11 protein-coding genes and 2 tRNA genes are annotated in these 14,016 nt (G+C 42.7%); 8 read left to right on the forward strand and 5 right to left on the reverse strand.

Annotated features, from left to right (window positions below):
- Positions 1-37: 37 nt before the first annotated feature.
- On the reverse strand, positions 38-1,699 hold the full coding sequence (gene ettA, locus AC4CVD_RS15620) for an energy-dependent translational throttle protein EttA (RefSeq protein WP_490753403.1): 1,662 nt from the start codon (positions 1,697-1,699) through the stop codon (positions 38-40).
- 295 nt (positions 1,700-1,994) lie between these two features.
- On the opposite strand from ettA, the gene AC4CVD_RS15625 reads away from it, so the two are divergent.
- The 4 genes from AC4CVD_RS15625 to AC4CVD_RS15640 all read left to right on the forward strand — a co-directional run bounded on the left by AC4CVD_RS15625 (position 1,995) and on the right by AC4CVD_RS15640 (position 5,335).
- Positions 1,995-3,272, forward strand: coding sequence for an O-acetylhomoserine aminocarboxypropyltransferase/cysteine synthase family protein (locus AC4CVD_RS15625; protein WP_490753404.1), 1,278 nt, complete (start codon positions 1,995-1,997; stop codon positions 3,270-3,272).
- Positions 3,273-3,591: 319 nt separating this feature from the next.
- A complete protein-coding gene (locus AC4CVD_RS15630) occupies positions 3,592-4,467 on the forward strand; it encodes an SDR family NAD(P)-dependent oxidoreductase (RefSeq protein WP_238893368.1) in 876 nt (291 codons plus the stop codon).
- Positions 4,468-4,598: 131 nt separating this feature from the next.
- On the forward strand, positions 4,599-4,922 hold the full coding sequence (locus tag AC4CVD_RS15635) for a hypothetical protein (protein ID WP_010327664.1): 324 nt from the start codon (positions 4,599-4,601) through the stop codon (positions 4,920-4,922).
- 95 nt (positions 4,923-5,017) lie between these two features.
- On the forward strand, positions 5,018-5,335 hold the full coding sequence (locus AC4CVD_RS15640) for a hypothetical protein (protein WP_029575131.1): 318 nt from the start codon (positions 5,018-5,020) through the stop codon (positions 5,333-5,335).
- Positions 5,336-5,392: 57 nt separating this feature from the next.
- On the opposite strand, the gene AC4CVD_RS15645 is transcribed toward AC4CVD_RS15640, so the two are convergent.
- Positions 5,393-7,744 carry a Tex family protein gene (locus AC4CVD_RS15645; protein WP_490753405.1) on the reverse strand — a complete coding sequence of 784 codons (2,352 nt, stop codon included), beginning with the start codon at positions 7,742-7,744 and terminating at the stop codon, positions 5,393-5,395.
- Between the two features lie 336 nt (positions 7,745-8,080).
- Here AC4CVD_RS15645 and ompR point away from each other — a divergent pair, with 336 nt between their 5' ends.
- From ompR to AC4CVD_RS15665, 4 genes are all read left to right on the forward strand, one after another.
- Positions 8,081-8,845 (forward strand): osmolarity response regulator transcription factor OmpR, encoded by a 765-nt coding sequence (gene ompR / locus AC4CVD_RS15650; RefSeq protein WP_004691545.1) that lies wholly within the window; start codon positions 8,081-8,083, stop codon positions 8,843-8,845.
- 240 nt (positions 8,846-9,085) lie between these two features.
- A complete protein-coding gene (locus tag AC4CVD_RS15655; protein WP_490753406.1) occupies positions 9,086-10,546 on the forward strand; it encodes an ATP-binding protein in 1,461 nt (486 codons plus the stop codon).
- A 206-nt stretch (positions 10,547-10,752) separates the two neighbouring features.
- Positions 10,753-12,270, forward strand: a complete 1,518-nt coding sequence (scpC, locus tag AC4CVD_RS15660) for a succinyl-CoA:acetate CoA-transferase ScpC (RefSeq protein WP_004978127.1) — start codon at positions 10,753-10,755, stop codon at positions 12,268-12,270.
- 129 nt (positions 12,271-12,399) lie between these two features.
- Positions 12,400-12,819, forward strand: a complete 420-nt coding sequence (locus AC4CVD_RS15665; protein ID WP_490753407.1) for a GNAT family acetyltransferase — start codon at positions 12,400-12,402, stop codon at positions 12,817-12,819.
- Positions 12,820-12,829: 10 nt separating this feature from the next.
- Here AC4CVD_RS15665 and AC4CVD_RS15670 read toward each other — a convergent pair whose 3' ends face one another.
- The 3 genes from AC4CVD_RS15670 to AC4CVD_RS15680 form a co-directional block, all read right to left on the reverse strand.
- Complete coding sequence (locus AC4CVD_RS15670) at positions 12,830-13,582, reverse strand: class I SAM-dependent methyltransferase (RefSeq protein WP_490753408.1); 753 nt, start codon at positions 13,580-13,582, stop codon at positions 12,830-12,832.
- Between the two features lie 143 nt (positions 13,583-13,725).
- A tRNA-Phe gene (locus tag AC4CVD_RS15675) sits at positions 13,726-13,801 on the reverse strand.
- A 137-nt stretch (positions 13,802-13,938) separates the two neighbouring features.
- Positions 13,939-14,014, reverse strand: a tRNA-Phe gene (locus tag AC4CVD_RS15680).
- Positions 14,015-14,016 lie beyond the last annotated feature (2 nt).

Consider the following 14,016-nt stretch of genomic DNA (forward strand, 5'->3'; position numbering starts at 1 on the left):
AACCAGCCCTTAGGCTGGTTTTTTTATGCGGGGGAAATTATCCGCCAATTTTCTTGTATTTGGTACGCTTCTGAACCGCAGCATCACCTAAACGCGCTAAACGATAGGCTTCATACTCAGCATAGTTACCTTCGTAGAATTCAGGTTGTTCGTTCTCAAATGACAAGATGTGCGTTGCAATACGGTCAAGGAACCAACGGTCGTGCGACACCACCATTACCGTACCTGGGAATACAAGAATTGCATCCTCAAGTGCACGTAAGGTTTCGATATCCAAGTCGTTCGATGGCTCATCCAGTAAGATGACGTTTGCGCCCATTTGCAGGATTTTCGCCAGTTGTAAACGGTTACGCTCACCACCTGACAACTCACCTACACGCTTCTGCTGGTCTTGACCTTTGAAGTTAAAGCGACCGATATAAGCACGCGATGCAATTTCGTATTCGCCAATTCTTAAGATATCCAAACCGCCAGAAACTTCTTCCCAAACGGTTTTGTTGTTATCTAAGGTGTCACGAATCTGACCCACATACGCTACTTTAACCGACTCACCCAAAGTCACCGTACCTGTATCTGGCTGTTGTTCACCAGTCATCATACGGAACAGTGTGGTTTTACCCGCACCGTTTGGACCCACGATACCCACAATTGCTGTAGGCGGTACGGTAAAGCTTAGGTTTTCGTACAGTACGCGACCATCAAATGATTTGCTGATGCCTTCGACTTCTACGACTTTATTGCCTAGGCGTGGACCAGGTGGAATATAGATTTCAGAAGTTTCGTTACGCTGTTGGAATTCGCGTGAGTTAAGCTCTTCAAAACGCTCCATACGCGCCTTGTTTTTCTTTTGCTGACCTTTGGCATTTGAACGAACCCATTCAAGTTCTTTCTTCAATGCTTTAGCAAAAGATTCTTCTTGCTTGTTCTCTTGCTCTAGACGCGCATTCTTTTGCTCTAACCAAGAAGAATAGTTGCCTTGATATGGAATACCCATACCGCGGTCAAGCTCAAGAATCCATTCCGCTACGTTATCCAAGAAATAACGGTCGTGCGTAATCGCCACGATGGTGCCGGCAAAGTCTTTCAAGAAACGCTCTAACCAAGACACAGATTCTGCATCTAAGTGGTTCGTCGGTTCGTCTAGAAGTAACATGTCTGGCTTAGATAAAAGCAAACGACACAATGCAACACGACGACGCTCACCACCGGAAAGTAGTGTGACATCCGCATCCCAAGCAGGTAGGTTCAAGGCAGCAGCAGCTTGATCCATTTGGTTGCTCAGATTATGCGCATCCCATGAATGGATAATTGCTTCAAGTTTTTCTTGCTCTTTTGCCAATGCATCAAAGTCTGCATCTTCTGCTGCATATTCAGCAAATACTTCGTCCAAACGCGCCAAAGCATCCAATGGTTCACGTAAACCATCTTCTACGTTTCCACGGACATCTTTATTTGGATCAAGTGGCGGCTCTTGTTCTAAGTAACCGATTTTGATACCCGGTTGCGCACGTGCTTCACCAGAGAAATCTTTGTCTACGCCCGCCATAATACGAAGCAAGGTCGATTTACCTGCACCGTTTAAACCAAGTACACCAATTTTTGCACCCGGGAAAAATGACAAAGAGATGTCTTTTAAGATTTCGCGCTTAGGCGGAACCATCTTAGACACTCGGTTCATCGTATAAATATATTGGGCCACGTAGGACTCCTCAATAGAAAAACCAAAAAATCGCAAGAAGCGAAAAAATATTTGCGGGCATTATACGATGAATACGTTGAAAAAATAAGGCATGAAACCGATCTTCAATGCAATGTTACAACTTTCAGTGCGGTTGTTTTTTAAACACCCTCTTTATCTCACTTTTCCGCAGCCAAGTAGCTGATCGCAGCTCATCTTTATGAATTTTTTAGATAAATATTCATTATTTTCACACTTTCACTCATATTCATTGATGGTAGACTGTGCAATATTTAACTCACGCAGATGAAGTCCCATGACCTATAAAGATGAAACTTTGGCTATCCATGCTGGTTATAGCCCCGAAGCCACCACCAAAGCAGTGGCCGTACCGATTTATCAAACCACGTCTTATGCCTTTGATAATACGCAACATGGTGCGGATTTATTTGACCTTAAAGTCCAAGGCAATATTTATACCCGAATTATGAACCCGACCACTGCGGTGCTAGAACAACGTTTGGCTGCACTCGAAGGAGGCATTGGTGCGTTAGCCTTAGCCTCTGGCATGGCAGCCATTACTTATGCCATTCAAACCATTACCGAAGCAGGCGACAACATTGCTTCTGTTTCGACCTTGTACGGTGGCACCTATAACCTGTTTGCCCATACTCTACCGAAACAAGGCATTGAAGTCCGTTTCTTTGATTATCAAGATCCAGAAGCTCTCCGTGGTTTAATTGATGAAAAAACCAAGTTGGTTTTTGTTGAATCGATTGGCAATCCACTTGGCAATATTATCGACCTAGAAGCGATCGCCAAAATCGCACATGAATATGGTGTGCCTGTGGTGGTCGATAATACCGTTGCAACTCCTGTACTGCTGAAACCCTTTGAATATGGGGCGGATATTGTGGTGCATTCCCTGACCAAATATATTGGCGGGCATGGTAACTCAATTGGCGGTGCCATTGTCGATAGCGGTAAATTCCCTTGGGGCAAATATCCTGAACGTTTTAAAGTGCTGAATACGCCAGACCCAAGCTATCACGGCGTGAACTATGTCGAAGCTCTAGGCGAAGCAGCTTATATCGCGCGTGCCCGCGTGGTACCACTACGTAATACCGGCGCTGCGATTAGCCCTTTAAGCGTGTTCTTGATTCTACAAGGCTTAGAAACGCTAAACCTACGTATGGAACGTCATACTGAAAATGCGCAGAAAGTCGCAGAATATTTACAAGCCCACCCCAAAGTGAAATGGGTCAACTATGCCAGCCTGAAAGATCACCCTCAGCATGGCTTGGCACAAAAATATGTCAAAGGAAAACCTTCGGCAATTTTATCCTTTGGTGTACAAGATGGCCGTGAAGGTGGCACTCGCTTTATTGATGCTCTGCAACTCTTCACTCGCCTGGTCAATATTGGCGATGCCAAAAGTTTGGCCTGCCACCCTGCCACCACCACACATCGCCAACTGAATGAAGCGGAATTAAAGTCTGCTGGAGTAAGTCTTGATATGGTGCGTTTATCTGTAGGCATTGAACATATTGATGATTTGATTGCAGATTTAGAGCAGGCCTTGGCTCAAGTCTAAAATACAGACCACTAAACTTAAAACCTCAATCACATGATTGAGGTTTTTTATACGCTTGTCTTTTATATTTATAGCCCTTTCACTTTGCTTGAATTCATGTTAAAAACAAGTAATTAGAACCAATAAAATAGAGCTTTTGCTCTAAATTTATTTATTATTTCAATAACTTATGCAGTGATATTTTAAGCAGTTTAGGTATTATACCGTGAAGGAAAGCAGCTACATTTCTCCGAAAATGCAGCCTTAATAATCGAATATAAAAACAGCCATAACCCTCAAATATTTGACTTAGATCAGGAATGATAACGTGAATTCAAGAATGGATAGACTTTTTAAAGAACGTGTAAATGGAAAAACCGTCTTAATTACAGGCGCTTCAAGTGGTATTGGTTTAACCGTTGCACACAAACTGGCTGACGCAGGAGCACACGTCCTTTTAGTTTCGCGCACCAAAGAAACACTAGAAGAAGTTAAAGCAGAAATCGAAGCCAAAGGTGGTTCAGCCTCTGTTTTTCCATGTGACCTAAATGATTTAGACTCGATTGATGAAGTCTCTAAGCAGATTTTAGCTTCAGTCGATCATATTGATATTTTAATTAATAACGCAGGTCGTTCGATCCGCCGTGCTGTACATGAGTCAGCGGAACGCTTCCACGACTTTGAACGTACCATGCAGCTCAACTACTTTGGTGCTGTACGTTTAGTCATGAACATCCTGCCACAAATGATGATTCGTCGTGATGGGCATATTATTAACATTAGCTCGATTGGCGTATTGGCAAATGCCACTCGTTTCTCGGCTTATGTGGCGTCTAAAGCCGCACTAGATGCATTCAGTCGTTGTCTTTCTGCCGAAGTGCATTCACATAAAATTGCGATTACTTCGGTTTATATGCCTTTGGTACGCACCCCGATGATTGCGCCAACAAAAATTTATAAATACGTCCCGACTCTTTCGCCTGAACAAGCAGCAGATTTGGTTGCTTATGCGATTGTGAAGCGTCCGAAGAAGGTCGCAACTAACTTAGGTCGTTTGGCATCGATTACTTATTCAATTGCACCAGACATCAACAATAAGCTCATGTCGATTGGTTATAACTTATTCCCAAGTTCTACCGCGTCTGTAGGCGAACAGCAAAAACTCAACTGGGTACAAAAAGCGTATGCACGCTTATTCCCAGGTGAACACTGGTAAGTTTTCTTACAATTTACCCAACCTTTGATCAAAGGTTGGGTAGCTAAATTTTTCGAAACTCTTTTATAGTTCTTAATATTCGCTTAAGAAAAAAAGCTCATCATAAAAGCAATTATAAAAGGGGAAAAGAAATGCAGACATTTTATTTATTCAAGCTTTTTTGCTTCATCTTTGCTGCAACCACTGCTTTTAATCTATATACAGAACTTACCCTCTCTCATATTTCAATCTGGCAAGTGCTGATTCATGGCGGTTTGCTGATGATCTTGCTCGAATTTGGCTTTAAGAGCCAACGCGCACCGCAACAGCCTACCCCACTGACGAGCGAAATATACTCTCTAGAAACAAAAAACAAGCCAACCTCACAACCCTCAAGCATGTATTGCAATATTTTTTCAAAAATAGGTTTAGTCTCCATTTTTTCCAGCCTGATTGCACAAAGCCTAATCAGTTAAGACTCATACCTTTTTTTGTGGACAAAAAATAAAGACGACGTGACCCTTCTACTTTTTGTGTTATAAACAGCCGTCTTTTTTTATTTTGTGAATTTATGCGCGCTTTTACTTTCGTACTGCAATATGTGTGTATCGCTTTTGCGATTTATCTCTGCTACCGAGTAGGCAGTAGCCTGTATTTACAAGATTATGTATTGATGGATATCGTGGCCAATGTCGGGACGATTCTAATCTGTATCGACCTTGCTGTTTTCCTGTGGCATAGCCGCAGCACCCAAGCCATAAGCCTCAAAGATTATGCCACTCGACTGGAACAACCCGCTCCAACTTTTGTCAAAGTTTGCCGAAAGCTTGGGCACTTTGGCATTATGCTGATTATCACCAGTTGGATCGTGCCCATCATCAACGGATAAAAGTAACCATAAAAAAAACCTCCCACTTGGGAGGTTTTTTTATTCAAATCTTAAAGATTATTTCGAACCTTTAATCCCTGCTTGAAGTAACAATGCACCTAAACCACCAATTTTATTTTCTTGAGGTTTAGCCGTTTGCGGCTTCTTATTTGTTTGAGCACGCTCGCCTTGAGGACGTGTTTGTTGTGGACGTTTACCTTGTGGTTTACGTTCACTACGCTCTGTATTTTCACGACGTGGTTGACGCGGAGCTTTAGCCGCTTCAGCACCTTCCGGACGCATCGACAAATTCACACGATTACGCTCAGCATCTACAGTGAGTACACGTACTTGCACAATTTGCCCCGGCTTCACCACTTTATGCGGATCTGCAACGAATTCATTGGCCAACTCTGAAATATGAACTAAACCATCTTGGTGTACACCCACATCCACAAAAGCACCGAAGTTCGTCACATTGGTCACGACACCTTCAAGCTGCATGCCTTCAGTCAGTTGCGCAACTTCCGTAATGTCTTCACGGAATTTTGCTGTACGGAACTCTGGACGCGGATCACGACCTGGTTTTTCCAGTTCAGACAGTACATCTTGAATAGTTGGTAAACCAAATTTCTCATCTGCAAATTCTTCAGCATTCACTTGGCGAATGATTTCAGAGTTACCAATGATATCTTTCACCGTCGTCGCTTTCGCTTCAACAATTTTACCGACCAGCGCATAAGACTCTGGGTGAACAGCAGAAGCATCCAGTGGCTCTGAACCATCTTGAATACGTAAGAAACCTGCCGCTTGTTCAAAAGTACGCTCGCCTAACCGCGGTACTTTTTTCAAATCTTGGCGGTTGTCGAAACGGCCATTTTCTTTACGAAAATCGACAATTTGCTGCGCAATCGACTTATTCAAACCTGCGATATAACCCAAGATAGCAGATGATGCAGTATTAACATCCACACCTACCGAGTTCACACAGTCTTCAACGACTGCTTCAAGGGTTTTAGCTAAACCAGTTTGGTTCACATCATGTTGGTACTGACCTACACCTATCGATTTTGGATCGATTTTCACCAGTTCAGCCAATGGGTCTTGTAAACGACGTGCAATCGACACTGCACCACGAATCGACACATCTAGCTCTGGTAACTCCGCAGAAGCCAATTCAGATGCTGAATAAACCGATGCACCGGCTTCTGATACAGAAACACGCGTCAATTTAAGATCGCTATTTGCAGCCATCATTTCAGCCACAATACTTTCTGTTTCACGGCTTGCTGTACCATTGCCAATGGCAATCAGGTCAACATTGAACTCGCGGCATAAACGGGCAAGTTCTGCTATTGAACCCGCTTTATCATCTTTGGGTGCAAATGGATAAATCGTGCTATGTGCAAGTACATCACCTGATGCATTCACCACAGCCAATTTCACTCCTGTACGGATGCCAGGATCTACACCCAACGTTGTACGTGCGCCCGCGGGTGCAGACAACAGCAAATGACGTAAGTTTTCAGCAAAAACATCCATTGCTTCAGATTCAGCTGCAAGACGTTTTTCTGTGAGCAACGAATGTTCGATACTTGGACGAACCTTGCCTAACCAGAACAATTTAGCCGTTTGTTTTAAATAGTCTTGACGTGCTTGCGGCTGTGCAGTTTCAAGGCTGTATTCTGTTTCAATACGCGCCAATGGTGCATCATCTTCGCCATCAACTTTTAAACCTAAAACGTTTTCTTGACGACCACGTAACATAGCCAATAAGCGGTGTGACGGGACTTTATTTAAATTTTCAGAAAAGTCGAAGTAATCGCGGAATTTTTTGCCAACTTCTTTTTTCTCATCACTTGCCACTAAACTTTTTAAAGTGGCTGTTTTTGCAAACATGGCCTTGAGTTCAGTGGTCAGTGCAATGTTCTGCGCCCAGTCATCAATTAGAATATGTTGAATCGCATCCAACTGACTTTCTAGATCTGGGTAATCTTCATGGCTAAAGCCTGCCAATGCTTCAGCTGGATCAACCGCTTCTGCAAAGATTTTCTCTGCAATCGAGCCTAAGCCTGCTTCTTTGGCTTTAAATGATTTACTGGTCCGTTTTGGACGGTACGGTGCGTAAATTTCTTCTAAGGCATTTTTAGTTTCAGCAGCATTTACACGTGCCAATAAATCATCAGACAATTTGTCTTGTTCTTTTAATGATTCGATTACCTTGTCGCGACGTTCAAATAAGTCACGTAAATAAGCCAAACGTGTATCGAGCTGACGTAACTGCGCATCATCTAAGCCTTGCGTGACTTCTTTACGGTAACGCGCAATAAATGGAACGCTAGCACCTTCATCAATCAACTTGATGGCAGCCTCGATTTGATTTGGACGTACGGCAATTTCTTTTGCCAACTGCTGAACTAAGTCAGTCATCGTATGTGATCCCACAAGGATATGTACTAAAAGCCATGATTATAAAGACCAAGACTATAAAATCCACAACTGTTTTTATTAATTTAATGGCTTAAATGTGACATATTTCAGGCAAATTTCATAAATCCATCTCATTTTCAGTGTTAAATCTTATTTTTAGGTATTCTTTGCCATTTTTTTCTATGGGCTAAGATGTATACATTTGGTATCTATGTCTTGATTTTACCTGCAATATTTGTTGCTTTAGAGCATAGTAAAGACATACAAATGAGTCGTATACTCAAGACTATCCCGACTTTTGTTTACGATGACAATAAAGAATAAAGGAGCACTTCAATGAGTTTAGTTGTACCTGCTGAAAAAACAGATGCCGTACATAGCGACGCAGATCGCGTTGAACGCATTTTAGTGGTAGATGACGATGTGCGTTTACGTACGCTACTCCAACGCTTTTTAGAAGACAAAGGCTTTGTGGTGAAAACAGCGCATGACGCAACACAAATGGATCGTCTCTTACAGCGCGAACTGTTTTCACTGATTGTGCTCGACTTCATGCTCCCTGTTGAAGATGGCTTAAGTATCTGCCGTCGTCTACGCCAATCCAATATTGATACGCCTATTATTATGCTTACCGCACGTGGCAGTGACTCAGACCGTATTGCAGGTCTAGAAGCGGGTGCAGATGACTACTTACCAAAACCATTTAATCCAAATGAGTTGTTAGCACGTATTCGCGCCGTACTGCGCCGCCAAGTGCGTGAAGTTCCAGGCGCACCAAGCCAACAAATGGAAGTGGTCAGCTTTGGGCCATGGTCACTTGATTTATCAACACGTACCTTAACGCGTGAAGGTCAAGTCGTAACCCTAACTACAGGTGAGTTTGCGGTCCTGAAAGCCTTGGTACAACATCCACGTGAGCCTTTGACTCGCGACAAATTGATGAACCTTGCGCGTGGCCGTGAATGGGGAGCAATGGAGCGTTCGATTGATGTTCAAGTATCGCGCCTACGTCGCCTTGTGGAAGAAAACCCTGCTCGTGCACGTTATATTCAAACGGTTTGGGGTGTAGGTTATGTGTTCGTTCCAGACGGCGCGGAATAATAAGCTCTAATAATGTAAACGTTCACCGAACTTATTGTCCCTAAAAGCCATTCGCTGCTGTTTGAGCCAATTTTACTTTCAAGGCTCGTCAACTTTATTGCGAGTTCAGCGAATGGCAAAAGTTTTGGTTACTTTTTAAAAAGTAACAGAATGAGCTCCTTCTATTACTGATAAAAGCGGTAAGACTCCGCCGTGTATATTTCAGTAATATTGATAAAAAATATTCCACAGGAAGCTGGCGTGAAACTCGAACCCATCGACCCTCAAAAATTTACAGATTACGAAGCGTATTCAGAACGGAAACGCACGCGTTGGGAACGCTTTTTAGATAAAATCAAGCCGCGTTCTGCTGCCATGCGCACCACCGTACTGGTACTCTTCATTGTATTTTTCAGTTTATTTATGTCTTTGTGGTTCTTTTGGCGAACTCTATATCTTCCAGAAATCCAGCAACATGCTCGCTATCTTGCTGTTGAAATAGAAATTCTCAACAACCCCGATTTACGGATTTATCATCAAAATACTGAAGTCGATGTCGATGACTGGCTAAGAAGCCGCGTCGGGATTGAATACGTCACCGATCCCAAAGAATATCCCAATGTTAAAGATAAGGTCATCGCCGAGTTCTTTACCAACCAAATTGAAGCTAAGCTGGCCAAAGAATTAAAAGTCGAACATGCCACAGTATATTTCCAATTTAAACCTAGCCCGCGCATTTGGATTCAAACGCCTGAAATGAACGGCAACTGGGTACGGGAACCACTAAAAACCTATGCCAACTACAGCCCTGAGTTAATTTTCGGTTGGCTGCTTGGCGTACCCCTTATTGCAGCAGCCATTATTTTAACCTTGGTTCGTCAGCTCAATCGCCCGCTGCGTCGTCTGCAAAATGCTGCCAACAGTTATAGTAAAACAGGCACAGCGCCGTATTTAGAGACCAATCACGGCCCCCAAGAAATTCGTGAGGTCAACCAAGCGTTTAATCACATGATTTACACCCTAGATCAGACTGAACGTGACCGCCGGATTATGTTGGCAGGGATTTCACATGACTTACGCACCCCACTGACTCGTATTCGACTCAGTGCAGAAATGATGCCCGATGATGATTTTTTAAAAGAAGGACTGATTTATGACGTTGAAGATATGGATGCGATCTTAAATCAGTTCATTTCCTATATGCGTGATGGTTCGGATGAGGAAATCCAAGACACCGATTTAAATATGCTGTTACAAGAATTGGTGGTGCAATTCAAACCGCTGGATATTCGTTTTGAACCCGCTGAATTACCGATTATTCAGGCACGTAGTCTGTCTCTTAAACGCCTGATTGGTAACTTGATTAATAATTCAAAACGCTACGGTGCTGAGCCGATTGAACTTTCCGCAACAGTGGAAAATGAACATATTTTAATTAGCGTAGCAGACCATGGTGAAGGCATTCCTGACGATCAAATTGAAGAACTCATGCAACCTTTTGTGCGTGGGAATGAAGCCAGAACAGTCCAAGGCAGTGGTTTAGGTCTCGCTATTGTGAAGCGCATTGTCGACATTCACCAAGGTCAACTGACTATTCATAATCGAGAACAAGGCGGTCTTGAAGCAATTATTTCGCTGCCTCTTCATCACAATCAAGATGCTGAAATTTCCAGCAGCAACCCACTCGAAAAATTAAAGCAAACCTTGGTTGAGCATTTTTAAACTTTGTACAATAGTTGATCAAACGATTTTGTTCAACTATTCAACAATTTAATTTTACCAAATATATTTCAAACACTTACAAATCATCAGAATCCCTTATACCCACATTTTTTCAAAAAATTAGACCTTAGCCTAACAGGTATGCACAATGTCGTTCTTGATCGGTACAATCGGTGCCAGATCCAGAATATTAACGAGAGTAAACCATGTCTTTAGATCGTATCCGTTTAGCTTCACTTCACGATAAAGTCATCAGTGCAGAAGAAGCGTCTGCTTTTATTGAAGATGGCATGACTGTAGGTATGAGTGGCTTCACTCGTGCTGGCGAAGCGAAAGCTGTACCTTTGGCATTGGTTAAACGTGCGCACACAAATCCTTTAAAAATCACATTAATTACTGGTGCTTCTTTAGGTAATGACCTAGACAAGCAATTGACTGAAGCGGGTGTATTGGCACGTCGTTTACCGTTCCAAGTGGACAACACTTTACGTAAAGCCATCAACAATGGCGAAGTGATGTTCATTGACCAACACTTGTCTGAAACTGTTGAGCAAATGCGTAACCTTCAGTTGAAAAAACCCGATGTAGCAATTATTGAAGCAGTTGCGATTACTGAAGATGGCGGCATCATTCCAACAACATCTGTAGGCAACTCAGCAAGCTTCGCAATTTTCGCAGAAAAAGTGATTGTTGAAATCAACACCAACTTAAGCCCTGCATTTGAAGGCTTACACGATATTTACATCCCAACTTACCGTCCGACACGTCAACCGATTCCATTGACTCAAGTGGATGAGCGTATTGGTACGCACGCGATCAATATCGATCCTGCAAAAATCGTCGGTATCGTCATCAACAACGACTTGCACGACTCTCCATCAACGGTCACTGCGCCAGATGATGAAACTCAAGGCATTGCAGATCACTTAATCGCATTCTTTGAAAAAGAAGTGGCTGAAGAGCGTCTACCGAAAAACTTAGGCCCATTACAAGCAGGGATTGGCTCAATTGCCAATGCTGTACTTACAGGCCTTAAAGATTCGAACTTCGAAGACCTCGTCATGTACTCAGAAGTGTTGCAAGACTGTACTTTTGAATTGATTGATGCAGGTAAAATGAAGTTTGCTTCAGGTTCATCAATTACCCTTTCAGCTAAATACGGCGAAAAAGTATTTAATAACCTTGAAGCGTACAAAGATAAATTGGTTTTACGTCCGCAAGAAATTTCGAACCACCCTGAACTGGTTCGTCGTTTAGGTATTATCGGCATCAACACTGCACTTGAATTTGACATTTACGGTAACGTGAACTCAACTCACGTTTGCGGTACGAAAATGATGAACGGTATTGGTGGTTCAGGTGACTTCGCACGTAATGCGCACTTGGCAATCTTCGTAACCAAATCAATTGCAAAAGGTGGCGACATCTCTTCTATCGTACCGTTTGCGTCGCACATCGACCATGCTGAACATGATGTTGACATCCTGGTAACAGAACAAGGTTTGGCTGACCTGCGTGGTTTAGCACCACGCGAGCGTGCTCGTGCGATTATCGACAACTGTGCACACCCACTGTACCGTGATGCATTAAATGATTACTTTGATCGTTCATGTGCAAAAGGTGGTCATACACCTCACCTTCTACGTGAAGCGTTGTCTTGGCATTCTAACTTTGAAGAAACAGGCCACATGCTTCCTGTTCAAGCAGAAGCAAAATCTGCTTAATTTAAAGTTTTAAAAAAAGCGCCCTCTTGGGCGTTTTTTTATGGCTGATGAAAAGTGTAAGAAAACACTTATCAAAATAAAAAAACTCAATTAATCTAAAGGCATCCAAAAAATAAAAATGCCAAGCTCATGTTCATTATTCGCCCCTATCTCGAAACAGATTTAGAAGACGTCATTGCACTTTGGGAGGTATGCGACCTCACTCGCCCTTGGAACAACCCTGAAATTGATATTTTTAGAAAAACCGCACAAAAAGATGGTTTATTTTTATTGGCCGTTAAAGATGAACAACTCATCGCCACGTTGATGGGTGGTTATGATGGCCATCGCGGCTGGATTAATTATTTGGCGGTACATCCACACTTTCAACGCAATGGAGTCGCAACTGCACTCATACAGCAGCTCGAGAAGCGCCTGATTGCCTTAGGTTGCCCCAAACTACAACTGCTTGTAAGTAAAGAAAATATCGATGTGCAAAGCTTCTATGAGCAGCTAGGCTATGAGGAAATCGAAGTCGTGTGCTTTGGTAAACGTCTGATTGCCGATTAAGCTCAGACACTCAATGCGCCGATACAGGTAGACGACCCAATCTTAAAAAAATTGGAAATTTAAGCTCAAAGAGTTGGTTCGCGTGATCATCCAACGCAAAGAATGCTTTGAACTCAAATAAGGGGTCATCTGAATTTTTCGCTCGATAATGTTTCAGTGCAGACCATGTATTTAAATAATCCAACAATTGAGCAGCAGACCATTGAAATGACATCGACAATTCAGACGTCGCTATTTCCTCAAAGGGAAAAGGAATGGTTTGATAGGCCTCGTCGATATAACGACGTTCGGCATCCCAATAGCCTTTCAAAGTCTTAAAATAAAGTCGTTCAATACAGCCCTGTAACTCAGGTTGCTGCAGCTGAATTAAACCATAGCCAATGACCGCCAAAATGCCATCAGGTCGTAAAGTCCGCCGCACTTCTGCATAAAAACCATCAAAATCAAACCAATGAATGGCTTGAGCCACCGTGATTAAATCAAAACTCTGCTCGGCAAAACTGGTGTGCTCTGCAGACTGAACTTGATAACTAACATTTTCAAAATAAGGTGCATGTTGTAACTGATGCACACTGATATCTGTCGCCACCACGGCATCAAAATGCGGCGCCAACAATTGAGTTAATTGCCCCGATCCTGCACCACAGTCCCACGCAAATTGAGGAGTTACTACATGCTTGAGTATTTCTTGAATCAAACTCGCTGGATAACTCGGACGTGCGAGTTGATAAAGCTGACTTCCCGATGAAAAGCGGTCCTTCATAAGCCATTCTCAGTCTTATTTTTGACTCAAAATTAGCACATTTTCCATTAACCAAAGCATGATGTTGTCCAACATCTTATACAATCCTACTTTTCATAAGACAAAAAAAAAGCCCCAAACATTGTTTGAGGCTTTTTTAAATATGGTGGCGAGACCCAGGATCGAACTGGGGACACACGGATTTTCAATCCGTTGCTCTACCTACTGAGCTATCACGCCGATGCCGTGTATTAAGCCGCATCTCGGATGAATAGTCAATAAAAATCATCACTTTTTTTATTTGATCGAATAAATTTCAGGCAAAAAAAATCCCTGATGGGATCAGGGATTGAAATCTTTAAATAAGATTTTGAATATGGTGGCGAGACCCAGGATCGAACTGGGGACACACGGATTTTCAATCCGTTGCTCTACCTACTGAGCTATCACGCCGA

The organism is Acinetobacter sp. LipI_23, assembly GCF_058243045.1.